Source organism: Paludisphaera borealis (assembly GCF_001956985.1).
GTDB classification, from domain to species: domain Bacteria; phylum Planctomycetota; class Planctomycetia; order Isosphaerales; family Isosphaeraceae; genus Paludisphaera; species Paludisphaera borealis.
In genome coordinates this window covers 6,790,600-6,815,641 of record NZ_CP019082.1, presented here as the reverse complement: position 1 = coordinate 6,815,641, position 25,042 = coordinate 6,790,600, and the positions used below count along the sequence as shown (strand labels likewise).

Below are 25,042 nucleotides of genomic sequence, written 5' to 3'. Positions count from 1 at the left end.
GCGGCTAGGTCTTGAGGATCATCGGCCGGCTGAACCGTCCACCGAGGATTTCGTCGGCCGGCAGGTTCAGCCAGCCGTCGAGAAGCGTCGCGTAAACGCTCCGGAAATCGATCGACCACTTCAGGTCGTCGTTCTCCAGATCGCCAAGCGAGGGTGCCTGGCCGACGATGCCGCTCTGGACCGACGGCCCGGCGACGAACACGGGGCCGGCGGTGCCGTGATCGGTGCCCAGCGAACCGTTCTCCTCGGGGCGGCGGCCGAACTCGCTGAACGCAAGCACGGCGACGCGGTCGGCCAGCTTGCTCGCCGCCAGGTCGTCCAGAAACGCCCGCAGCGCGTCGGCCAGCTCCCGCAGCAGGGCCGACTGCGCGGGGGCCTGAACCGAGTGGGTGTCGTAGCCCCCCTGGATCAGGTAATACACCCGCGCCGGCGACTTCGCCTTGATCGACCGCGCGACCAGCTCGAAGCGCTTCGCCAATCCCGAGCCGGGATAACGCGCTCCGCCGTCCGGCTTCGCCGCCGCGGCCTCCAGGTCGGCGGCCGTCGCATAGGCGGTCGCCACCGTGCGGTTGACGAAGGCGGTCAGGTCGTCAGTTGAAGTGGCAGATTCGGCTGGCGGCGGGGGGAGGCGGAGCGCCAGGTCGGAGGCGTCGGCGAACGACGTCGAGGCGGCCCGACGAGAGAACAACGCTCGCGGGATGTTCTCGTCGCCGACGTGGATCAGCGCCGGTCCGTCGCCCCGAGGGGCCGCGTCGAGCGCCCGGCCGAGCCAGCCCAGGTTCGCGGCGTCCGGCTTGCCGGGCATCGCGGTCTGCCAGACGGCCATGCTCTCGAAGTGCGAGCGGTCGGGGTTCGGATAGCCGACCCCTTGTACGATCGCCAGCCGGTGGCTCTCGATCAGGTCGGCTGCGGCTCGCATCGACGGGTGCAGGCCGATCCCCTCGCCGACCTTCAAGACCTTGTCGGTTGGAATCCGAAGCTCGCGACGGTGCTTGTTGTAGTTCTCGTCACCGAACGGGACGACCGTGTTGATCCCGTCGTTGCCGCCGTCGAGCTGGAGCACCACCAGCACCCGGCCGTCGCGATCGGGCGTCGCCGCGCGGGTCGTCCTGTCGAGGAATTCCGGGACGACCGGCGCCAGCGAGAGGAACGCCGATCGCCTGAGCAAGTCGCGTCGCGTGAACATGACGAGGCCCCCTGATCGAGTGAAAAGAGCAGGATGTGAACGTGCCTTCCTTCATTCAGACGAGTTGACTTTCCGGACGGGCCAGCAGGAGGGCGACGGCCCGGTTGAGCCGATCGTTCGCCGAGCCGGCGTCGCCCGCGCTCCGCTGGATCGCATCGGCCGAGGATGGATCAAGGACCCGGCCGCTGAGCACTTCGGAGACGAGCTTCAAGGCCGCGTCGGGCTCGCGGGTCTTCACGTTCCGTTCGGCGAGGCTCGCGAAGTCGGGCGGTTTGCCGTCGGCGTGGAGCCGACCCTCGGCGAGTGCGGCGGCGAAGTTCGCACGAGCCACGACGCCCCGGCCCGAGAGCCAGCCGCGTCCGCCCGGCCAGCCGCCGACGTTCGGCGGGAAGAACAACGCCTGGCCGAGTCGCTCGGTCCACTCGGCCAGGAGCAGCGTGCTCGGCGGCCTCGGCGCGAAGCATTCGAGAGCCCTGACCGATCCGACGACGAAGCCCACGGGGTCGCCGATCCGTGCGTGCAGGTTGCGCGGGCCAAAGAAGATCCGCGAGCGGAGGATCGTGTCGACGGCGCGGCCCACGTGCAGGCCGTCGCCGCGAAGCTGTTCCGCGAGCGCGGTCCGCGTCGCGGCGTCGGCGACGTTCTCGCCCAGAAACGTGTTGCAGAGTCGCCAGGCGAGTCGGTCGGCCGTGGCCGGCTGGGCGAGCAGGAGGTCGGCGAGCGCGTCGGGGTCGAGGTTCCCGGTTTTCCCGAGGACCGTCTTCGGCCCGTCGTCGTGACGGTCCGCCCGCATCGTGAACCGACCTTGCGTGACTCCCAGGCCCGTCAGTGCCCGCGCGGCCTCCTTGACGTCGCTCTCGGAATAACGGCCCACGCCCAGTGTGAACAGTTCCATCAATTCGCGCGCCAGGTTCTCGTTCGGCTTCTGCTTGCGGTTCGACGGGGCGTCGAGCCACGCGAGCAAGGCCGGATCGTGCAGGAGCGCCCGCAGGAGGTCGCCGAACGGTCCCCGGCCGAGCTTGCGAAACGTCTCGTTCTGACGGTGCATCGCGCCGACGTCGTCCACCTTGACCTGGCTCGTGGCGAAGTGGTCGTGCCAGGCGAGGGTCAGGCGCTCCTGGAGCGGGTCGTGCGTGAACAGGCAGCGAAACAGCCACCACGCCTGGAGCCGTCGCGCGTCCGACGAGCCCGCCGCCGCGTCGCCCAGCAATTCGGCCGTCCTGGCGAAGTCGGACGGAACGCCCGCCAGCCGGCACGAGCCGTCGAGCACGCGGTCGACGGCCTTCTCCGGCCCGTCGGCCAGGTCGCGTTCCAGCTCCGCCCAGGTCGCCGCGAACCCGGCCCGCCGGCGCAGCGTCCACGCCCGCTCCAGGTTCCAAGGCTCGGCGTCTGCCGGACGGTAGGGAGACCACGGAGACGTGTTCATGGGCCGCTCAATCCTTTCCGAACCGGATTTCGCCGACGTCGGTGGTTTCGCCGGGCTTGACGACGGCTTTCTCGAAGAATGCGAATCGCATCGACTTGATGGCGCCGAGGCTGTCGACGGCCAGCCCGTAGTCGCATCCGGTCGGGACGTCGGGGACGACGAACTTCCCCTTCTCATCAGTGGAAACAGCCGCCAGGCGGGCGCTGAAGTCGCCCGAGGGGAGCAAGTCGGGGCGGACCCTCGCTCCAGAGACTCCGACCCCATCGGCGTCGACGACGCGGCCGATCAAGGTCGCGAGTGGTTCGAGTGTGACGACGACCGGCCCCTTGGCGTCGTTCCCCTTCTTCACCCGCACGACCTTGCCGAGCTTCCGGTCCTTCAGCCGGAACATCACGGTCCGCTCCTCGCCGGGATAGAGATGCGCGACCTCGGCGTCCGACGTCTCGACGGGCTTCGCCTCGTACGAACCACGCGACTGCCGCCCCTGGGATTCCAACTTGGAGACCGGGCCGCCGCCGGAGTCGACGATCCGGATCTTCACGGAATCGCCGTTAGTCGTCTGGAGGTCGACGTGGACGGTCTGAGCGTCGGCCGGCGGGTCGATCTCCTTCATGACGGTCGGCCAGAGTTTTCCCGGATCGACCGGGTTGCGGTAAGTCTCGAAGTGGCCGTTCGGCTTCATCCCGGCGATTTTGTCCGAGCCCGCCCCCTGCATGTACAGCAACTCGCGGTCGTCGAGGAGCGCCTTGGCTCCGACGATCGCTCGGCCTGGCAGGCCGACGAGGCGGAACGAGCCGTCGGGCTTCGATTTGTAGCGGTCCTGATAGCCGACGCCGTCCGTGTTACCGTCCTTGCCGAACTCCGGGGTCGCCTGGGCGAATGTGTTGGAGAGGAACGGCAGATAGTGCAGCCAGGCGTTGGGGATGGGCTTCCCGGTCTCCTGCTCCGTGAGCTTGCCTTCAATCCATACGCCCTTATGCACGGCGACGTCGGCCTTGACCGGCTCCGATCCCGCCGGGTCGGGAAGCTCGAACTCCCGCATAAGGTAAGGCTGTTCGTCGTTCGGCACGATGAGGAGCGTGTTGCCTTTCCCCTTCGGCATCCCGGTCAGGCGGAAACGCCCCGTGGCGTCGGTCCGGGTCTTCAGCGATTTGGTCCCGACAAAATCGGAGCCGGCGAAGCGGTAGCTCCAGACGCCCGCGTCGGCGAGCGGCTCGCCGGTCTTCGCGTCCTTCACGACCCCTTCCACGGGGCGGCTGGGGGCGGCCGAGTAGGTGAAATCCGCGCCGTAGACGGTCTGGGCGCCGTGGCCGTACTGGTTCGCGAAGCCCTTGGCGGGGATCGGGGCTATTCTTCGCGTGACGACGTCGATCAACGTGTACGCGGTCGTCTCGCCTCGCAGGGAGAGCCCCACGACGCGTTCCGCGCCGAGCCCGTCGAACCGGAACCGGCCGTCGGCGTCGGTCGTCGCCTCGCGCCCCTTGACCTCGGGTGCTTTGCGATCCCAGTCGATGACGCCAGCGACGACCCATGGGGGCGAACCGATCTTGACCCCCTCGATCCACGCCGTTAAATCGTCACCCTTTGGAATGCTCACGCTCTCAATCTTTGCCACGACACCCGAGACCGGACGGCCTTCGAGGTCGATGATCCGGCCGGTGATCGGCGCGCCCGCTGCGGGGGGCTTCGCTGCTTGGTCGGCTTGCGCGTCTCGGTTTCCGAACCGGATTTCGCCGACGTCGGTGGTCTCGCCCGGCTTGACGACGGCTTTCTTGAGGATCGCAATCTTCCTCGTCCTGTTCGGGCCGGGGGACTCGACGACCATGGCGTACTCGCACCCGGTCGGGACGTCGGGGACGACGAATCGGCCTTTCTCGTCGGTCGACGTCTCCTCCAGGCGGGAAGCGAAGTCGCCGGAGGGGAGGAGGTCCGTGCGGACCCTGGCCCCGGAGACGGTGGCTCCGTCTTCGTCGACGACTACGCCGGTCAATTTCGCGAGCGGCTCGAGGTTAACGGGCACGGGGCCCGCGGCATCGTCCCCTTTCTTCACGCGGACGACCTTGCCGAGGTTCCTTTCCTTGCTGCGGAACGCCGTGGTACGCTCTTCGCCCGGGTGGAGATGCTGGACCTCGGCCTCGGCGGCGTCGACGTCGTCGCGATCGTACGATCCCTTCGAAGTCCGACCGATCGTCTTCACTGGCTTGACGGGCCGGTCGTCCGGCGCGACGATCCGGACGCGCACGGAGTCGCCCGCGGTCGGCTGGAGGTCGACGCGGAACGAGGTCGCGTCGGCGGGCGGATCGATCTCCTTCATCACCGTCGGCCAGAGCTTCCCCGCAATGACCGGATTGCTGTATGTCTCGAAGTGGCCGTTCTTATTCATCCCGGCGATCGACTCCGACCCCGCCCCTTGCATGTAGAGCTTCACCAGCTTGTCTTGATACTCGATTGCCCCGACGATCGCCCGGCCCGGCAGGCCGACGAGCCGGAACGAGCCGTCCGCCTTCGACGTGTAGCGGTCCTGATGGGCGGCCCCGTGCGCACCGCCGCCCATGCCGAACTCCGGCGCCGCTTGGGCGAAGGTGTTCGAGAGGAACGGCAGGTAGTGCAGCCAGGCGTCGGGCACCGGTTTGCCGGTCTCGCGGTCGGTGATCGCGCCTTCGATCCAGATCCCCTTATGCACGGGGACGTCGACCTGGATCGGATCCGTCCCCTCCGGTTCGGGGAGGTCGAACTCCCGCATGAAATAGGGCTGATCGTCGTTCGGCACGACGTGGAGCGCATTGCCCTTGCCCCTCGGGAACCCATTCAGGCGGAACCGGCCGTGGGCGTCGGTCGTGGTCTTCAGCGAGTGAATGCCCACGAAGTCGGAGCCGGCGAAGCGGTCGCTCCAGACGCCCGCGCCGGCGAGCGGCTTCCCGGTCTTCGCGTCCTTGACGACCCCCTCGATGGCCCGGCCGGGGGCGGCGGTGTAGATGAAATCGGCCCCGTAGATCGTCTCGGATCTGGCTCCGTTGTGATTCGCGAAGCCCTTGGCCGGGATCGGCCCCGTCTTCCTCGAAACGACGTCGAGCGTCGTGTACGCGATTGTCTCGCCTCGCAGCGACAGCCCCACAACGCGCTCCATCCCCAGCCCGTCGAACCGGAACCGGCCGTCGGCGTCGGTCTTCGCCTCGCGGCCTTCGACATCGGGCGTCTTGCGATCCCAGTCGATCAACCGAGCCACGACCCACGGAGGCTCTCCCTTCTTGACGCCCTCGATCCAGGCCGACAGGTCGTCCCCCTTCGGGATCTTCACCCCCCCGATCTTCACGACGACGCCCGCGACCGGCCGGCCTTCGAGGTCGACGATCCGCCCGGTGATCGGCACATCGACGGCGAGGGATTTTTCCTCCTCCAGGGGGGCGGCCTCGGCAGGTTCGGCTGCTTCCGGGGGGGGCGGTTGGCCGCCGACGCCGAGGAGGCCCGCGAACGTCGTCGAGGCGAGACCGAGAATCAGCGTGGCCAGGATCGCCTTCTTGCCGGCGCGGGTCGAGAGCGCCCGCGATGTGTCGAGGATGCGCACGACCCGCCGCGCGAGCATCGAGCGGAGTGAGATCATGCCGACGGCCGACGGGGAACGAGGGGGCAAGGCGCGGCCGGCGAAGCCGAGCAGGAGGCCGGCGTAGCGGGCGCGGTCGGCGCCGAAGTGGACGACGTAGTCGTCGCAGACATCTTCGGCCGTCGCTTCGAGCCGTCGCGAGAGAACCCAGAGCAGCGGCTGGAACCAGAGGACGGCGGCGGCCAGGCGTCGCAGAAGGTTCCACAGACCGTCTCGTCGCGCCAGATGGGCCAGTTCATGAACAAACGTTTCGTGCAAGTTCTCGTCGACGTCGTCGGGCAGCAAGATCGCCGGCCGACGCAGGCCGTCGAGACAGGGGCTGAAGAGGAACGGGCTGCGCCAGACGGTCGGCGCGGCGACGTCCATCCGCGCTGCGACGGCGCGGCAAAGCGCCTCGGCGTCGGCGTCGGCCGGCGCGGCGCAAGCCCGCAACCGTCGCATCCGGCGCTGCTGGACGACAAGCCGCAGGGAGAGGAACAGCGAACCCAGGCCCCACGCCGCCAGGCCGATCACCGCGACGTTCGCGAGGGTGAACCAGCTCCAACGAACCTCCGGCGTCGCGACGGCCTCGGACGCTTCCGTCTCGGCTGGGGCTGTGACGCGGTCGATCTCGGTCTCGTCGGCGGTCGGCGAGGGACTTTCGACCAAGCTTGGCGGGATGAACGCGATGTCGGGGCTCGGAGGCTCCTCGACGCGTTCCACGATCGGCTGTGAGATCACCGGGGCCGGGGGCGGTTTCTCCGGCGCGGGCAGCCGCAGCGAGAAGCCGTCGAAACCCGCCGCGCCGAGGAGCGCCGAGGCGATCGGGCAAACCAGGACGGCCGCGAGCGTCGTTCGATACACGGCCGACTGAAGCGCCGGTCCCCTGCCCCGAGCCAATCGACCGGCCGCCAGGCCCAACGCGAGCAAGACCGACGATTGCACCAGCCAGTTCAGGCCGAACACCGCCACCGGCGTCGTCACTATCGCGAGATCATACCCCATGCCCACCCCCCCTTTGCATTGCTGCGCTTCGCTCGCTCGGCCCCCGGGTTTTCAATCTTTGCGCTTCTGGTCGATGAGCTGCTGAAGCTCGTCAAGCTCCGTCCTCGACAGCCCTTCGTTCTTCAAGAGGTGCGCGACGAGGCTGCCGACGTTGCCGCCGAAGACCCGCTCCAGCAAGTCGCGCGCGGCCGTCCGCTTGACCTTGTCCTCCTTCAGCATCGCGAAGAAGACAAACGTCCGGCCCGACTCCTCGTGGCCCACCGCCCCCTTCGCCTCAAGCTGCCGCAACAGCGTCTGCACCGTGCTGTGCGCGACCGCCTCCGACCCATTCAAGGCGTCGGTGATCTCCCGGGCGCTGGCGCGGCCCTGATCCCAGAGCACCTGCATGATCCGGAATTGCATCCGGCCCAACTGAATCCCACCCATCGGCGTTTCCTCCCGATTCCATGTCGTCCATAGAGGTAAATCTACCCAAGTAAACGATCTTGTCAAGCGGGTGGTTCCGCCGCCGTCGAAATTGCGGCGAGATCGCCTAAGCGATTACTTCGAGACGTCGCCGAGCGACCGGACCTCGCCAGGCTTCAACGTGAGGGGGCCGCCCAGACGGGGGTTCGGAAGCTTCGCAGCGGCTTCCTGGAGGACGTACTCGTGCCCCGGCGCCAGGCCCTCAAACGAGAGCCGTCCCGAGCCGTCGGTCGTCGCGCCGATGGGTCCCAAGGCCCAAGAAACGGGATACTCGGACGATCGTCGGCAGGTCATCGCGACTCGCGGGCGAGACCGTCCCTCGGCGTCGACGAGCCGGCCCGAGACGGCGCTCCAGGGCTGAAGTCGGACGACCAGTGGGCCGGGTTCGGAGTCGCGGACCGCGAGCGTGCCGATCAGGCGACGGGCCTCGTACCGGAACCAGACGACCCGGATGCGATTCATGTTCAGGCCCGTCACCGAGAAGACGGCCTGTGCTCGCGACTGCCACCAACCCTCGCGGGCGACGTCCGCCGGCGGTATGCCTCCCGCCCGGGCGCCGGCGAGGGGCCTCCCCTCCGGATCGAGGACCTTCACGATCGCGTCCGGGCTCGGCGTCAACTCGAAATCGCGGACGATCTCGACGACGTCGGCCGACGCATGGATCACCGCGATTCCGTGGCAGCGGCTCGGAGAGGCCGACCCGTAGACCATGGGGAAAGCGGTTCGCGCATCGGACCTCTCGACGAGGTCGGCGACGAGGAATCGATCGCCGAGGGCCGTGACGGTCAACACGCCGGGGCCGGCCAACACGGTGACGGCGAAACGCCCATCGGCGTCCGTCGATCGGGCCTCCGCCTCGGCTCGATCAGGGACCGTGCGGATGTTCGGGTTCTCGAACGTCGGCAGATACTCGATCCTCGCCGCGACCGGCCCGCCCGTCGATCGATCGACGACCCGACCTCGGACCAGCACGGCCGGAGGAAGCGCGAAATCGAGTCGCGTCGGCTCCGCGTCCGGCGTGTTGCTGAACCTGCGCGTGATCGGATGAAGCGGACGGTCGTCGACCGGGTCGACCCGGACGGCGACGGTTTTGCGACTCGGCAAGCCCGTGAGCCGGTATCGACCCTGTGCATCCGTCGTCGAGCGAACGTACGTCCCCCGCCAATCGAACCGAAGATGGAAATCCGTCGGATAGGCGTCAAGGGAGTTCACATCGGCCCGGACGACGGCCCCCGGCAGTGGCCGCCCGGAGGCTCGCTCGGTTACGACGCCCTCGACCGGCCGCGAGGAGGCGAGCGCCGTCTCGAACTCCGCGGGGTGGAGCACGACGGCGCGCGGGCCGATCCTCCCCGCACGCCAGTTCCAGTTGGGGATTGAAGCCGCGGGACCCATCCGGGTCATGACGTGGACGACTTGCGTCTCGACTCCTCGTCCCTCGACGAGCAACGAAACGATCCTCTCGCGGCCGAGGCCGGCCAGGCGAAAGCGACCATCGGGGGCAGTCGTCGCCATCGGAATCTTGCGGGAGAGATTCGCTTGAAGGGGCTTCGTCAGGCTGTCAAATCCGAACGCTCGGGATGCATCGCCGGCCGCCCCGTTCGCCGCGATCCAGGCTGGCAGCCCCCCCTCGGGCGCTTCGTCGATCTGGATCGCCCGGATCGTGACGGCGGCTGCGGGGAGTCCTTCGAGATCGACGAACCGGCCCGTCACCGGGACGTCGTCCGCCGTTAATTGGAGGGTGACGCCTTGGGGATCGCCGATCTTCAGGTCGTCGGTCCAGGCGGGTCCGTAACCCTCGGCGAAGGCCGCGACGACCGGCCCCGATTCGGCTCGGTCGGTCGAACGGGGTTCGGACAAGACGATGCGCGGGATCTCGAAGTGAAATCGACCGTCGGCGTCCGTGGTCGAGAGGCTTGGAGTCGGCCCACCTTTCGGACTCGGGCCTTCCATGTACAGCATCGCCCTCTTGACCGGCTTGCCGTGCGGACCGACCACCCGCCCGACGACCGCGACGGTCTCGGGAACGGCCGTCGGATCTCGCGCCGGGAGTGGTACCGCAGCCCCTCGGGACGGGTCTACCAACGGCGCGGGCGGGCGCGAGGCGACGGCCAGCGAAAGGGCCGTCGCCAGGAGAAAGAAGACGGATGCGGCTGCGAAGGAACGCATCGAACAAACTCCGATGGTGACGCGGATGATCGTCGCGACTACTAAGCCAATTGATAGCTGCTCACGGTGTAATCCCTTCGCCCATTTCGGCGGAGTCGATGATCTCCCCGCCGTTGCGCGTGATCATGGCGTCCAGGATCTTCGGGTCGATCGACCTCTTGACGAATCGTGTCGCCCCGTCGGCCGTGACCGCCGTAAAGCCGTCCTTGAACTGGCCTCCGAGCTTGGGCGCGGGCTCGCCCGGCGTGTATTTCAGGTCCTCGGGCTTCGTCCAGGGGACCGTGGTCCCGGCCTCGACCACCATCAGCGTGTTGACCGTCCCGTCGGAGATCGCGTCATATGGGTTTTGGTCAGGGCCCAGGGGGAGGCCCTTCGGGTTCTCGAAGAACGCACCTTTGCCATGGAACGCTTGATAGTAAGTCGCTCCTGCCTTCGAGGACGAGGAGGCGACGGGGGCGTAGACCTTCGGCAGTTTCTCCAGGAGCGCCTTGTTGTGGGGGCCGTCCCAAGGTTCATCGAGGCGGAATTGAGCGTGGAGTGCTTTCTCCCCGATGTACGGCAGGATCGCCACTCGCCAGCTCAGCAAAGGCGAGCCGTCGGCTCCGAGTACGGCCGGAGGGGGGAATCTCTTCTCGGCATCAACGTACGCGTGGATTCCCTGGGCGATCTTCCTCAGGTTCGTCGCGCTCCGCGTGATGAGTTCCGTCTCGCGAGGCACCTCTGGCGGTTCAGCCGGCGCGGGGGCGTCGTCCGGGGCTTCCCGTTGGTTGGCGATGGGGGGCGCAGGCTCGCCTCGCCGCGCGGCCAGCGTCGCACCGCCGGCCGCTATCGCCGTGGAGAATAAGATCAACGTCGCCGTTTTCAGTTTGGTCAGCAACATGGACGTGACGACTCCTTGAGAAACCGCGGCGATCGACGGCGGGACGGTCCCGGCCGTCGCAATCAGGATGGTTGAACGGGCCAGTGGGGCCGGTACGGCGACGCGGGTCGCGGCTGGGATGAAGACCGAGAGCGGGACCCCTCGGCGGCTCAATCGGCCTTTTAGACGCGCCCGGGCTCGCGACACTCGGGCGCTGATCGTGCCCACCGGACGACCCAGACGGCGGGCGGCTTCTTCATGCGTCAATCCCTGCAGGTCGCAGAGCACGACCGCCGTCCGGTACTTCTCGGGCAACCGGCCAATCTCGTCGTGGAGCGCCTCGACGTCCTCGGGGGCGGCCGTCTCGGCTTCGCGCCCCCCCGCGGCGACGGTGCGCCCGGCGTCGGCCGCCGCCGATTCCTCGTGCTTCTTACGTCGCTGATTCCGGGTCATGATTTGACGCGCCGCGCGGTGGGCGACGCCGTAGAGCCAGGGACCGACGAGATCGGGGCTTCGCAACGAGCCGGCCTTGCGGGCGAGGACCAAGAAGGCGGCCTGGAAGGCGTCGTCCGCGTCGTGCGGGTTTCGGAGCAGGCCGCGGCAGACGCCCAGGACCATCGGCCCGTGTCGATCCACCATGGCCGCAAAGGCCGTTTCTGCCTCTTCTCCGCGACGATTGGTGTATCGATCGAGCAACTCTCCGTCGGTAAGTCCCACGACCGTTCCCGTACTGAGGAGCCGCTCCATCGAACTCGTCGCACCGAACTGCTTGCCGGTCGTCATCCACAACACCCCCAAGAATCGCTCGTGTCTCTGATACTCGCCCGCCGGAAAGCGTTCCTTGCAAATATTATCGGAAATCCTCGAACCTCCTCGCGGCGGCTGGGTTGCGTCGAATCCCGGATTTTTGAGATGGATAAGCGGCGGATGTCGCTCGATACTGTAGGCGGCGGCCGTCGCCGACGGAATTCGTCCCGCCGGCGCGGGGGGGGCGAGAGCATGGCCTGAGTTCCAGCGCCGGATCACGACCGCGAACAATGGAGAAGCGAGACATGGCTTCATCGCACGAATCGATCGGACCCGACCCGGACCGTCGCGCCTTCCTTAAAGCCGCGGCCGTCGCGCCGGCGGCGGGGCTGGTCTCCGGGGCTTTGGCCCAGGACGCTCCCGCGAAGCCCGAGGCGCTGCCGAGGCGCAAATTGGGCAAGACGGGCGTCGAGCTGACGATGCTCGAACAGGGCGGAATCCGGGGCCCGACCTACGAGCGGATCTTGCGGCTCGCGTTCGCCAACGGCATTCGCACGTTCGATTCGGCGAAGGCCTACGGCACTGAAGGGACGTTCGGCAAGTGGCTCGAACAGTCGCCCGAGGTCCGAAAGCAGATCTTCATCGTCACCAAGGACACGCCCCGCGAGCCGGGCGAGATGCTCAAGCAGGTCGACGAGCGGCTGGCGACGCTCAAAACCGACTACATCGACCTGTTCTTCGTCCACGGCCTCGGCGACAAGCACTCGACCGACGAGGCTGTTAGGTTTGTGAAGAGCAAGGAGTTCGGCGAGGTCGCCGACAAACTCAAGAAGTCGGGCAAGATCAAGTTCATCGGCTTTTCGAGCCACCACCAGGACCGCGCGGCGATGATGCAGGCGGCGGCCGAGGCCGGGATCGTCGACGCGATCATGCTTCAGTACCGCCCCTGGATCGACAAGGATTCGCCGCTCAACAAGGCCATCGACGCCTGCTGGAAGAAGGGCGTCGGTCTGATCTCGATGAAGCAGGTCGCCGGCAACCATCTCGGCGACAAGTCCGCCGGCAACATCCTCGACGACGTGGTCAAGCGCGTGCCGGTGCTCAAGGAGCGCAAGCTGACTCCGTACCAGGGGCTGTTGCACGCGATCTGGACCGACGAGCGGATCACCTCCGCGTGCGTGTCGATGCGCAACACCGATCAGTTGCGCGAGAACGCCGACGCCGCCCGGCGGTTCGAGCCGCTCAAGGAAGCCCAGATCGAACAGCTTCGCGACGCGATGCTCGCGGCCGGGCCGACGCTCTGCGCCGATTGCGACGGCCGCTGCTCTCGCGCCGCCGGGACACCGGCCGCGCTCGGAGACCTCACCCGGTTCTTGACCTATTATCAACAACACGGCGACCGCGCGATCGCGCGTGACGAGTACGCCAAGCTCTCAGGCGAGGCCCGCGACTGGTCGGGCGCCGATCTCGAAGCAGCCCGCGCCGCGTGCCCGGGCAACCTCGACTTCGCCCGCCTGCTGCCGGAGGTCGATCGCCGCCTGGCCTGAGCCGAATCGGAACGGGCCGCGGGTCTGGGCCTCGCCCCAGCCTCGGCCTTCATCAGATCTTGGCACGCCCCGCCGGGCCGTGCTACGATTGGATTCGTAACTACGTCGGACATCGGGCTTAACATACAGACGAGGGACCGTCGTCCCGACTCGCGCCGCGACAGGCTCGGCGCTTCTGGATGGGGAGAGGTGATCATGGTCGGGCCGATCCGATGGTTTCGAGCCTTCCGCATCAGCACGATGCTGCCGGCGATCACGCTGTTCACCTTGACGACTGGCGCCGCGATCGCCCAGGAGCCCTCGGCGCCCAAGCCGGACGCAGCGGCTGAGCAGCCGAAGCCCAAGCCCGATGTCTCGGCCGTTTTCAACCTGCCTGGCGACGACCCGCCGAAGCCGTTCGTTCCGAAAAATCCGCAGACCGTCGAGGACCGCAAGCGGACCGAGTCGATCCGCCTGTTCACGACGGCCCGGGCGCTCGAGGATCGGCGGTCGTTCACGGAAGCGGCGAAGGTGTTGGAAGAGGCGTTCAAGCTCGACCCCGAGTCGGTCGCGATCGCCCGGCGGCTGAGCCGGCTCTACGTGGGTACGCTGGGCCGCCCCGACGACGCCGTCAAATACGGCAAGATCGCCCTGGCCGCCGAGCCCAGCGACACCGACACCCTGGAGCGGCTGTTCGAGTTCTACACGCAGAAGAAGGATTACGTGGCTTGCGAGGCGCTTTTGAAAGAGGTCCTGGCCAATCCCAAGCTCGAACCGCACGCGCCGGGCCGCCTGGTGGCGCAGCTTGAGCTGGGACGGCTCTATTCGGGGCCGCTCTCCCAGGTCGACAAGGCGGCTGACGCCTACGCCCTGCTCATGGCGGAACTCGACGACAAGGCCGCCAACCGCCTGTCTCCCAGCGATGTGCAACGCATCCTCGGCAACGAGCCGGCCAAGACGTACGTGGACTTCGGCGTCGTCTTCCTTGCGGCCAAGCGCGAAGACCTGGCGATCAAGGCGCTCGAGCGCGGGCTGGTCTACGACGAGGAGAGTTCGCAGATCCCCTTGCTCTTGGCGGACACCCTGCTGAAGGCCAACAAGGGACCGCAGGCGCTGGCTCTCGTCGATCGCTACATCAAGCGGCAGCCGCAGGGCGTGGAAGCCTATGAGCTGCTGTCCAAGGTGCTCAAGGAGCTGAAGCAGGAAGACCAGATCACGCCCCGGCTCGAAGCGGCCGCCAAGAGCGACTCCAAGAACGTGCCGCTGCAATACGTGCTGGCCGACCGCTATCGCGAGACCGGCCAGGTTGACAAGGCCGAGGAGCTGTACAAGTCCCTGCTTGCCACCCAGCCGACGCCGGAGACCTACCGGGCCCTGGCCGCGTCGCTCTTGAAGCGGCGCAAGGCGGGCGACCTCCTCAGGGTGATCTGCGAGGCCGTCGGTCGCCCGCGGGGATTAGAGGCCGTCATGCCCCAGCTCCAGGCCGCCGCAAGCGACGACTCGCTTTCCGAGGAGATGCTCGACGAGGGCCTGAAGCAGCTCTCGGCCAAGCCCCCGAGCCTGCCGCAGGCGGCCTTCACCGTCCTGAGCATCATCGCCAACCCCGACCGCGGCTCGCGCAAGGAGTCGCGGCTCGAACGCCTGCTCAAGCTCCAGCGGCTGATGCTCGATCAGACGCCCAACCCCAAGATCTATCTCGAAATCGCCGACACCCAGCAGCGGATGGATCAGTACGGCGAGGCCGCCGCGACGCTCGAACTGATGATGGAGAAGTACCCGACCGAGAAGAACCCGCGCTACCTGAGCGTCCTGTCGAGCTTCTATCGCCGCGCGGACAAGGCCGAAAAGGCCCTCGAAACGGCCCGCAAGGCCGTCGCTCTCGAGCCCAACGATTCCGAGAGCCAGTCGCAGCTCGCCGACCTCCTGGGCGATCTCGGCAAGCTCGACGAGGCCGTCCCGATCCTCGAAAAGATCATCAAGAACGAGACCGGCAATCCGATGTACGAGTTCCGGCTCGGCGGGTTGCTGACCAAGTTCGGACGCAACGAGCAGGCCGTCAAGCTGTTCCAAGACATGCTCACGCGGTACGGTTCCAAGGACGACGTCGCGAAGCTGATCCACAGCAGTCTCTCGGTCATCTACGTCAACCAGGGCGACTACGCCAAGGGCGAGGCCGAGCTGGAAACGGCGCTCCAGCGGTTCCCCGAGGACGCGGGCGTGAACAACGACCTGGGCTATCTCTACGCCGAGCAGGGCAAGAACCTTGAGAAGGCGGAGAACATGATCCGCAAGGCCCTCAAGGAAGACCCCGAGAACTACGCTTATCTCGACAGCCTGGGCTGGGTCTTGTTCAAGAGAGGTAAAATCAAGGACGCGGTCGAGCCGCTTGAGAAAGCCATCGAGCTGCACAAGCAGATGGAGAAGCGGGGCATCGTCCCGCCCGACGCCACTCTTCCCGAGCATCTGGGAGACGTCTACCTCCAGCTCCAGGACATGGAGAAAGCCAAGTCCCTGTGGCAGGAAGCCGAAAAGGCCGCCGCCAAGAGCGTCCCGCCCGACAAACGCCTGGCCGAGATCCGCAAGAAGCTCGGCTCGCTGGGCGCGCTCGATCCAGCGCCTAAAGCCTCCACGCGCCGCACCCCTTGAATCAAACCGTACGAAGCGGCGGCGGCCTCTCCGGGGCGGCGGACGTGTTCGTCCAGAGGGCCCTCGTCGACTCTCCCGGAGTCGCGCAACCCGGTCGACCCGCCCCGATTCCTCATCGAAGTCGACGACACCCATCGGCCGGATTTCAGGAGCTGAGACACGAGATGGCAGGACATTCCCACTCCTCAAACATCGCCCACCGCAAAGGACTTGTGGACGCCAAGCGCGGCAAGCTGTTCAGCAAACTCTGCCGGGCCATCTACGTGGCCGCGCGCACCGGCGGCGGCGACCCCACCGCTAATCTTCGGTTGCGATACGCGATCGACAAGGCGCGGTCGGTCAGTTGCCCCAAGGACAACATCGAGCGGTCGATCAAGAAGGCCACCGGCGAGCTGGGCGGCGAAAACTTTGAAGAGATCGTCTACGAAGGCTACGGCCCTTCGGGCGTCGCCGTGCTCTGCGAGGTGCTGACCGACAACCGCAACCGCACCGCGGGCGAGCTTCGCCGCGCGTTCGAAGCCGCCGGCGGCAACCTGGGCGCGACCGGCTGCGTGAGCTACCTGTTCGCGTTCAAGGGGCTGTTCATCGTCGATCCCCAGCACGCGACCGAAGACCGACTGATGGAAGTCGCGCTCGAAGCCGGCGCCGACGACGTCGAGCTCGTCGAAGGCTACTTCGAGGTCACCTGCGACCATAAACAGTTCGAGGTGGTTCGCAAGGCGCTTGAAGACGCCCAGATCCCGACCGAGAGCGCCGAGACGAGCTACATCCCCGCCACCTACGTCAACCTCGACGCTGACGCTGGCAAGAAGATGCTCAAGCTTAAAGACCTCCTCGACGATAACGACGACGTCCAGAACGTCTACGCCAACGACAACATCCCCGAGGAAGTCCCCGCCGGTTGACTCCGCCCCACCCCCCGGTACGCGGTCACTCCAGGCTCTGACGCATGAGTTCGGCGATGGCGACGGAATCGGCGTCGTCGCGGGACTCGAGCTCCTCCGCCACGCGCCGGCGGCGGCGCTCGGGATGGTTCTGGTTGAGCTTCCACTTGCCCTCCAGTCGCGTGATCTCGACGTGGAAGCCGACGATCGCCTTGAGCTGGCCTCGGACCGACGCCGCCGAGTCGTCGAACGACCATGGGGCCGGCATCGTGCTCTCGTAGGTCGCGACCGACCGCCGTAGGATCTCCAGCAGCTCGTCGTCGTCCTCGACGATCTGGAACCGGCCGTACGCATGGACGGCGACGTAGTTCCACGTCGGCACGGTCCCCTCCTCCTCGTACCACGTCGGCGAAACGTACGTGTGCGGCCCGGAAAAGACCGCGAGCGCCTCGCCTCCGGCCTGTCGCCACTGCGGATTAGCCCGGGCCATGTGCCCGAACAGCCGGCCCCGCGGCCCGGCTTCGGCGTCGAGCAGCAACGGCAGATGATTGGCCGTCAGGCCGTCCGCTCCGTGCGTCGTCAAGACGGCGAAGCTGTACCGCCGCATGAACTCGTGCAGCTTGGCCGTATCGGTCTCGGCGAACGAGGCGGGGACGAACATGTTCTCACTCCAGATCGACGACGAGGCCCAACGGCCGCGCGGGAACGCCCCCGCTGCGCGGCCAAGGCTCTGGACACGATTCAAGACCCCTGGGTTCATCCCGGCCGCTCGTCGGGCCGAAGGCTCACGCTCGCCCAACCTTTTCGGAAAAAAGTCGCCGACCGATTGAACCCCGCGCGACGCCGCGTCGACTGAATGGTGCGGGACTTGAGCGCTCGATCGATCAAGACGGCCCGAGTACGAGCCTCCGCACTCTCGAACCGTCGGACGACGCCATTGACGGACGACCTGGATCGAATCGAGGAGCGGCTGACGGTCCTGCTCGCCCAGCAGGGCGACCGCGACGCGTTCGGCAGGCTCGTGGATCGTTACGACAAGCGGCTGCACTACTTCATCCGCAGGATTCTCGGCGAACCCGACGGCGCTCTCGATCTTATCCAGTCCGTCTGGCTGATCGTACATCGAAGATTGCGACGACTTCAATCTCCGGCCGCTTTTCGCGTCTGGTTGTATCGGATCGCCCACGACCAGGCCGTCACGGAGCTGCGGAGGAAGACCAGGCGACCTGTGCTGTTCGAGGAGACGGCCGCAGGTCAGCCGCTGGACGCCTCGAGCCTGGACGACTCGGCGTTCGAGAATGCCGAGCTGGTTCATGTCGCGCTGCGCGATCTGTCCGTCGACCATCGTCGCGTGCTCACGCTCCGCTTTATCGAAGATATGTCGATCGAAGAGATCGCCGAGGTCGTCGATTGCGGTCCCGGCACTGTGAAGTCTCGTCTACATTACGCGAAGCTCGCGCTTCGTCTCCGTATCGAGGAGCTGCTCGATGGCTGACTCGCATCACACCCGTCGCTTCACGTCGCAACTTCTCCAGCAGGACGAATCCCTGAGCGATTCCCAATATAAGGACTATCGCATGAACCTCGAGAATGCCCTGACAGCCGCCGAACGCAAGGAACAGCTTGCGGCCTACGTCGGCGCCGCGTCATTCGCCGTGGCCCTCATGCTGATGTTCGTCGGCGGGAGCGCAATCCTCGGCGACTTCGACCCCTGGTCCAAGAATGCAAATCCATTGTCGGTGACGGTCGGCGTGATTTATTGCCTCGCCTCCGTGACCTGGCCCCTTGCTCTGGCGGTCGGCTTCTCAAGGTTCCGACCGGCGGTCGGGGCGGCGAAGGAGCGACTGCGCGACGCGATGATCCTCGATCTTCAGCGCGAGATCCGCGCATTGCGCCGGCAAATCGCGCCCGCTTCGCCGGACGAACCTGATCAGGGGAAACCACACGCTGACTGAGCCCCGGCGCCGTTACCAATAACGGGGTGTTAAACATTCGTGGAATCGGGTGGTTCGTGTCATCAGTGCCTCTCCGGGGTTGGCGGGCGGGCGCCTGGTGGGACGGCTTCCGGTGTTCTAGGATCATGCAGACGATCGTGAGCCGACGGCCCCGGCGACGTGCCGCCGGCTTGGAATCCATCGGCACAACCTCAGGCGACCTCGAAGGATGATCAATATACTGAAATGCGGTAATTTGACGTCCCTCGCCCCCGTGGCTCTCGGGGCGTTGCTCGGCTACGTCGCGGCGACCGGGAACCTGGGCGCGACGCCTCGCCGCGCCGACGCCTCGGCGATCAACCCCGAAGCGCCCACACGCCCGTCCCCGGCCGCCCCCGGAGGCGAGCCGACCGCGGTTCACGCCGCGAGCACCGGGAAGAAACCGAACATCCTGGTCATTTTCGGCGACGATATCGGCCAGACGAACCTGAGCGCCTACTCGATGGGCGTGATGGGCTATCGCACGCCGAACATCGATCGGATCGCGCGCGAAGGCATGATCTTCACTGACTACTACGCCGAGCAGAGCTGCACCGCAGGCCGGTCGTCGTTCATCACCGGTCAGGCCACGTTTCGAACCGGTCTGAGCAAGGTCGGCGTCCCCAACGCGACGGTCGGGCTCCGGAAGGAAGACTGCACGATCGCCGAGCTGCTCAAGAACCAGGGCTATGCGACCGGTCAGTTCGGCAAGAATCACCTGGGCGATCGTGACGAGTACCTGCCCACGGCCCACGGCTTCGACGAATTTTTCGGCAATCTCTACCACCTCAACGCTGAAGAGGAGCCCGAGCAACGGACCTACCCGCGTGATCCCGCGTTCCGCAAGAAGTACGGCCCTCGCGGCGTGATCCGATCAACGGCCGGCGGCAAGATCGAGGACACCGGACCGCTCACCAAGAAGCGGATGGAGACGATCGACGACGAGACGTCGGCCGCCGCCGTCGATTACATCCAGCGCCAGTCGAAGGCCGGGAAGCCGTTCTTCTGCTGGTTCAACACCACCAGGATGCATCTGCGGACGCACGTTAAAGCCGACCGTCGCAGCCCCGTCGGCCTGACCGCGAAGACCGAGTACGCCGACGGCATGGTCGAGCACGACGGCCACGTCGGCCAGATTCTCAAGGCGCTCGACGATCTTGAGATCGCCGACGACACGATCGTCCTCTACACGACCGACAACGGCCCTCACGCCAATTCGTGGCCCGACGGCGCCACGACCCCGTTCCGCAGCGAGAAGGATACCAACTGGGAGGGGGCGTTTCGCGTCCCTTGCATGATCCGGTGGCCGGGCAAGATCAAGGCCGGGGCGGTCTCGAACGAGATCGTCAGCGGGCTCGACTGGCTGCCGACGTTCCTGGCCGCCGCCGGCGAACCCGACGTGAAGGAGAAGCTGCTCAAGGGACACGAGGCCGCCGGCAAGACCTTCAAGGTCCACCTGGACGGCTACAATCAGCTCCCGTACCTGACCGGCGAGCAAGAGCGGAGCGCCCGCAAGCAGTTCTTCTACTTCAACGACGACGGCGAACTCGTCGCCATGCGTCACGAGAACTGGAAGGTCGTGTTCCTCGAACAGCGCGCCCCCGGCACGATGCGGATCTGGGCCGAGCCGTTCACGTCGTTGCGACTTCCCAAGCTCTTCGACCTCCGCGCCGATCCCTACGAGCGGGCCGACGTGACGTCCAACACGTATTACGACTGGCTCATCTCCCAGCCGTATCTGATCTTCGTCGCGCAGGAAGAAGTGGCGAAGTTCCTGGCCACGTTCAAGGAGTTCCCCCCCAGACAGAAGGCCGCCACCTTCACCATCGATCAGATGACCGAGAAGCTGAAGCGGAACCTCGACGAGAAATGACGCCCGCGTCGACGTCGTCGCGATCGCCTGGGGCGATTGTTGTGCTCGAAACAGGTCGCGAAAGCGCCGCTTTCTTCCATCGGTCCCGTGAGCGGCGGGGCGTTACGCGTTGACCCGGAATTGTGCAAGCAGTCCTTCTAAGGTGCGTCGCAGAGCCCCGAGATTGCCCTGTCGGCGGCCTCCCAGGCATGCGAATTCGGGCAAAAATTGAAGAGCTATCGCATGTGAGGCCTTGTCTCGACGAGAACTTGACATCGATTCTTAAGCCTGTACAATCTTGGTGTTCTTTAATGAGACGAGGGGGCCGAGGGCTGATGGCGAGCCGAAACGTGCTTAACCGAATTGTCTGCGTTGCGTCCACAGTCGCACTGGTGGCGGCTGTGATCGTTTCGCCGATTCGGTCGACTGGCACGATCGCCTGTTCGCTCCGCCCCGATTGTATCCGTCTCGACTTCGTCCTTCCTGCGTCCGCTTCGAGCCAGACGACTGCGAAGTCGGTTCCGTCGTCGCCGCTCCGGGTCAAGGCGATTTCCTCAGAGGATGAGGGTAAGGACGAACGAAACGGGGTGGCGGATTCGGCCTCCTACTTCGTATTCATCCCATCTCCCGCCGTCTCTTCCGAGCCCGTTCGGGCTTCGGCCGTCTCCGGCCTCATTCGCGCGATTCACCCGCTCCGCTGTTGAGCCCAACCCACGCCCCGCGTCGACGCGCGCCTTGAAGGCGAGTCAGCCTCGCCCATTCCCTTGGCGCGTTGCGCTGAACCGGCCCAGGCGACGCGAATCGACGCTCCGGTAGTAAGCTTTCAACCGTCGCAACGGACGAGAACTTGACCATGGCGAGCCCACGGCTCGCGACATGCGATGGACGTGAATTCCATCACGGTCCCAGGCGTCGCCGTTGTGTATTCGACGTGTCGAGCGCCTCCCCTCGTCCCCGGCTTTGCGCCTGACGGGCGCTTTCGACGCCTCGTCCATTCCCAATTGGTCGGAGCGACTCGGGAGAGAAAGCCGTTCCACGAAACCCCGCCGCGTTACGTGGCGGCGGTTGAAATGATGTTGACATGCGGTAATTGGTGAACCGGAGCTTCGGCGTCCGGCGTCGCGGGTTCAGGGCCGCATCACGGCAGGGAATTAGGTTTTTAAGCGTCTTTGGCCTGGGACTTCCATACGAAGTCTCGATGTCGGGCCCGCCAGGAATCGACCGGAGTATTGGGACATGAATCCAAGCGTATTCGCGATGCGTCGACCCGTCACGACTCTGATGATGGTCGTGGCCCTGATCAGCGGCGGCGCCCTGGCGTTCAACCGGATGCGGGTGGACATCTTCCCCACGATGAACACCCCGAAGATTTACGTGTTTCTCGATTACGTCGGCATGAGCCCCGACCAGATGGAAGGCTTCATCGTCAACCAGCTCGAGCTGTATTTTCAGTACGTCGACGGGATTCGCGACATCAACTCGCGAAACATCCAGCAGGTCGCGTTGTGCGACCTGTCGTTCTTCCCCGGCACCGACATGGGGCAGGCGATGGCGCAGGTCGTGGCGATGTCCGACCGGGCGATGTCGTGGATGCCGAAGGGCACGTTGCCGCCGATGATCATGCGGATGGACGCCGGCAGCGTCCCGGTCGGCTATCTGGTCTTCGAGAGCGAGAAGACCTCGCTCGGCATGATGGGCGACCTGGCGCAGAACATCATCCGGCCGTTGGTTCAGAAATACGTTCCCGGCACCGTCGCGATCTCGCCGTTCGGGCCGAACATGCGGTCGATCCTCGTCAACGTCAACCCCGACAAGCTCCGTGACTACAACCTGACGCCGCAGCAGATCAGCGACGCGCTCGCGGCGGGGAACATCGTCGTTCCATCCGGAAACGTCTATATAAAAGACGCGATGCCGGTCGTCGCCAACAATTCGACAGTGGTCGACATCAAGAAGCTGGGCAACATCCCGCTCCGGCTTGAGAAGAACGTCTATCTGCGCGACGTGGCCACGTTTCAGGACGACGTCGACATCACGTACGGGTACGCGCTCGTCAACGGCAAGAAGTCGGTCTATCTGCCGATCATCAAGAAGGACACGGCGTCGACCTTAAACGTCGTGGCCGACATTCACAAGTCGATGCAGCTGTTTCGCGACGTGGTGCCCAAGGACGTCAAAATCAGTTTCGAGTTCGACGAGTCGCCCACCGTGGTGGCGGCGGTCGAGAGCGTCGCCACCGAAGGCCTGATCGGTGCCGGTCTGACGGGTTTGATGATCCTCTTGTTCCTCGGCGACCTCCGCAGCGTGGTCGTGGTCGTCTCGAACATCCCGCTCGCTTTGCTCGGCTCGTTGTTCGGCCTCTGGATCACGGGAAACACGATCAACATCATGTCGCTGGGCGGCATGGCGCTCGCGATCGGCATTCTCGTCGACGAGGCGACCGTGACGATCGAGAACGTGCACGTGCAGATGGGACACACCGACAAGGTGGCCACGGCGGTGCTGCACGCGAGCAACGCCACGGCGGTGCCGCGACTTCTGGCCCTGCTCTGCATCTTGTCGGTGTTCATACCGGCGTTCATCATGGGCGATCCGCTTCGGTCGCTGTTCATGCCGCTGACCCTGGGCGTCGGTTTCGCGATGATCGCGTCGTATTTGCTGTCGAGCACGTTCGTGCCGATCCTCTGCGTGGCCTTGATCAAGCACTCGGGGCACGCTCACGACGCTAACGCCAAACCGGGGCTGTTCGACCGATTCCTCAAGCATTATACGAAGGGAGTGGGCTGGCTCGTCCACCTGCGGTACCTCGTGGTGCCGATCTACCTCGGTTGCTGCGTATTGGCCCTCTGGCTCCTGGGGATGCAGGTCGGCACCGAGCTGTTCCCGCAGATCGACTCGGGGCAGTTCGTGCTCCGGTTCCGGCCGCCGCCGGGTTCGAGCTTCGAACTGACCCGGGAGATGGCGGTGAAGTGCCTAGAGGAGATCGAGAAGGAGGCGAAGCCCGAGAACATCGACATCAGCATGGGATACGTCGGTCAGGTGGCCCCGAACTTCGGCATCGACAACATGCTTCTGTTCATGCGAGGGCCTGACGACGGCCAGTTGCGGATCGCGCTCAACGAGGAGAGTGGAATCAAGCTCGCCGAGTTCCGTGAGCGGCTCCGGACGATCCTCCCCGAGCGGGTGGTGCCGTGGCTGGCACAGCGGCTGGAGAAAGGCGGGCTCAGCAAGGTGGACGCCGAGCGGCAGGCCAAGACGTCGACTTTCGGCTTCGAGCCGGGCGACATCGTGACCTCGGTCATGAGCTTCGGCGCCATGACGCCGATCTCGGTCCGGGTCGTCGGCACCGACATGAAACTGATCCGCCAGCATGCCGAGAAGATCGCCGGCGAGATGAAGAACATCCCCTCGCTCCGCGACATCCAGTTCGAGCAGACGCTCGACTACCCCACCGTCGAGATCGAGATCGACCGCGAGAAGGCGGGGTTGAGCGGCGTCACGGTCGAGGACGTAGGCAAGGCGCTGGTCATGTCGACGTCGTCGACCCGGTTCACCAACCTCAACTACTGGATCGACGTCAAGACGGGGTTCGACTACCTGGTCGAGGTGCTGATCCCCCCCGCGCGGATGACGAAGGCCGAGGAGCTTGAGAACTTGCCGATCGAGTCGGTCAATCCGCTGGTCAACCTGATGGTCCGCGACGTAGCGACGGTCCGCCAGGGCACGCGGCCGGGCGAGTACGACCGATCAATGTCGCAGCGCTATCTGACCTTGACGGCGAACGTCGAGGGCGAGGACATGGGCCGCGCCTCGAACCACGTTATCGCCGCGATCGCGGCGGCCGGCGAGCCGCCCCGCGGCGTGCGGGTGCTCCCGATGGGCCAGTTGCCGCCCATGGTCGAGATGTTCCAGTCGCTTGGGATCGGGCTGGCGGTCGCCGTGTTCGTGATCCTCGTGCTCCTGACGGCCTACTTCCAGTCGCCTCGCATGGCGTTGATCTCGATCGGCGCCGTGCCGGGGGTGCTCGCCGGCATCGCGACGATCCTGTACACGACCCACACGTCGCTCAACATCGAGTCGTTCATGGGCTCGATCATGTGCCTGGGCGTCTCGGTGTCGAACTCGGTCATGATGGTGACGTTCATGAACGACCACTGGAGGAGCGGGGCGTCCTCGATCGAGTCGGCCGTCGTCGGCGCAAGCGACCGCCTGCGGCCGATCTTGATGACCGCCTGCGCCATGACGGTCGGCATGGTGCCGATGGCGTTGGCCCTTGAGCGAGGCAGCCAGATGCAGGCCCCGCTCGGCCTGGCGGTCATCGGCGGCCTGGTGATGTCGACGTTCGCAACCTTGCTGGTCGTCCCCTCGATCTTCGCGGTCGTCATGGGCCGAAGCGTGCCCCGCTCGCCCTCGATCTATCCCGACGATCCCGAGAGTCTCCATTACGACCCGCTGGTCTTCGCTCCGGTCGACCATACGGGCCACGCGATCGCGGCCGATGAAGAGGTCGCGCATCACAGCGAAAACGGGTCCGCCCACCCTGATGCCGCCGTCGAATCCGACGCACACCAGTCCGACTCATCTCAATCGCATGACGATCCCAACCCAGACGGCGGCCAAGCGCCGGAGTCCGCACCTTTCTTACATGGAGATCGATGATGTCGCTCGAAATTGAAAAGCCCTCCGGGGCGGCGGTTCGCCGGCGTCGTCCCATTACCTGGAGATCA

General features: G+C 65.9%; 14 protein-coding genes. 7 read left to right on the top strand and 7 right to left on the bottom strand.

Annotated elements, in window-relative coordinates:
• Positions 1–4 precede the first annotated feature (4 nt).
• The 6 genes from BSF38_RS26345 to BSF38_RS26320 all read right to left on the bottom strand — a co-directional run bounded on the left by BSF38_RS26345 (position 5) and on the right by BSF38_RS26320 (position 11,326).
• Positions 5–1,186: a DUF1501 domain-containing protein gene (locus BSF38_RS26345; RefSeq protein WP_076350023.1), complete on the bottom strand. Its 1,182-nt coding sequence runs from the start codon at positions 1,184–1,186 to the stop codon at positions 5–7.
• Between the two features lie 55 nt (positions 1,187–1,241).
• Positions 1,242–2,612, bottom strand: a complete 1,371-nt coding sequence (locus BSF38_RS26340; RefSeq protein ID WP_076350022.1) for a DUF1800 domain-containing protein — start codon at positions 2,610–2,612, stop codon at positions 1,242–1,244.
• A 7-nt stretch (positions 2,613–2,619) separates the two neighbouring features.
• A complete protein-coding gene (locus BSF38_RS26335) occupies positions 2,620–7,197 on the bottom strand; it encodes a carboxypeptidase regulatory-like domain-containing protein (RefSeq protein ID WP_076350021.1) in 4,578 nt (1,525 codons plus the stop codon).
• Positions 7,198–7,248: 51 nt separating this feature from the next.
• Positions 7,249–7,623, bottom strand: a complete 375-nt coding sequence (locus tag BSF38_RS26330) for a BlaI/MecI/CopY family transcriptional regulator (protein ID WP_076350020.1) — start codon at positions 7,621–7,623, stop codon at positions 7,249–7,251.
• Between the two features lie 114 nt (positions 7,624–7,737).
• Positions 7,738–9,828, bottom strand: coding sequence for a carboxypeptidase-like regulatory domain-containing protein (locus tag BSF38_RS26325; protein WP_076350019.1), 2,091 nt, complete (start codon positions 9,826–9,828; stop codon positions 7,738–7,740).
• 61 nt (positions 9,829–9,889) lie between these two features.
• Positions 9,890–11,326, bottom strand: coding sequence for a sigma-70 family RNA polymerase sigma factor (locus BSF38_RS26320; RefSeq protein WP_237170617.1), 1,437 nt, complete (start codon positions 11,324–11,326; stop codon positions 9,890–9,892).
• Between the two features lie 413 nt (positions 11,327–11,739).
• On the opposite strand from BSF38_RS26320, the gene BSF38_RS26315 reads away from it, so the two are divergent.
• The 3 genes from BSF38_RS26315 to BSF38_RS26305 all read left to right on the top strand — a co-directional run bounded on the left by BSF38_RS26315 (position 11,740) and on the right by BSF38_RS26305 (position 16,511).
• Entirely contained in the window at positions 11,740–12,981 is a 1,242-nt protein-coding gene (locus tag BSF38_RS26315; RefSeq protein ID WP_076351490.1) for an aldo/keto reductase, read from the top strand.
• A 195-nt stretch (positions 12,982–13,176) separates the two neighbouring features.
• Complete coding sequence (locus tag BSF38_RS26310; RefSeq protein WP_145952335.1) at positions 13,177–15,606, top strand: tetratricopeptide repeat protein; 2,430 nt, start codon at positions 13,177–13,179, stop codon at positions 15,604–15,606.
• A gap of 164 nt (positions 15,607–15,770) precedes the next feature.
• Positions 15,771–16,511, top strand: coding sequence for a YebC/PmpR family DNA-binding transcriptional regulator (locus BSF38_RS26305; protein WP_076350017.1), 741 nt, complete (start codon positions 15,771–15,773; stop codon positions 16,509–16,511).
• A gap of 25 nt (positions 16,512–16,536) precedes the next feature.
• On the opposite strand, the gene BSF38_RS26300 is transcribed toward BSF38_RS26305, so the two are convergent.
• Complete coding sequence (locus tag BSF38_RS26300) at positions 16,537–17,250, bottom strand: FMN-binding negative transcriptional regulator (protein WP_237170616.1); 714 nt, start codon at positions 17,248–17,250, stop codon at positions 16,537–16,539.
• 96 nt (positions 17,251–17,346) lie between these two features.
• On the opposite strand from BSF38_RS26300, the gene BSF38_RS26295 reads away from it, so the two are divergent.
• The 4 genes from BSF38_RS26295 (at position 17,347) to BSF38_RS26275 (ending at position 24,974) form a co-directional block, all read left to right on the top strand.
• A complete protein-coding gene (locus tag BSF38_RS26295) occupies positions 17,347–17,985 on the top strand; it encodes an RNA polymerase sigma factor (RefSeq protein WP_083713535.1) in 639 nt (212 codons plus the stop codon).
• Complete coding sequence (locus BSF38_RS26290; protein ID WP_076350015.1) at positions 17,978–18,445, top strand: hypothetical protein; 468 nt, start codon at positions 17,978–17,980, stop codon at positions 18,443–18,445. Before BSF38_RS26295 ends, BSF38_RS26290 begins: the two co-directional genes overlap by 8 nt.
• A gap of 208 nt (positions 18,446–18,653) precedes the next feature.
• Positions 18,654–20,336, top strand: coding sequence for an arylsulfatase (locus tag BSF38_RS26285; protein WP_076350014.1), 1,683 nt, complete (start codon positions 18,654–18,656; stop codon positions 20,334–20,336).
• A gap of 1,215 nt (positions 20,337–21,551) precedes the next feature.
• A complete protein-coding gene (locus BSF38_RS26275) occupies positions 21,552–24,974 on the top strand; it encodes an efflux RND transporter permease subunit (protein WP_083713533.1) in 3,423 nt (1,140 codons plus the stop codon).
• Positions 24,975–25,042 lie beyond the last annotated feature (68 nt).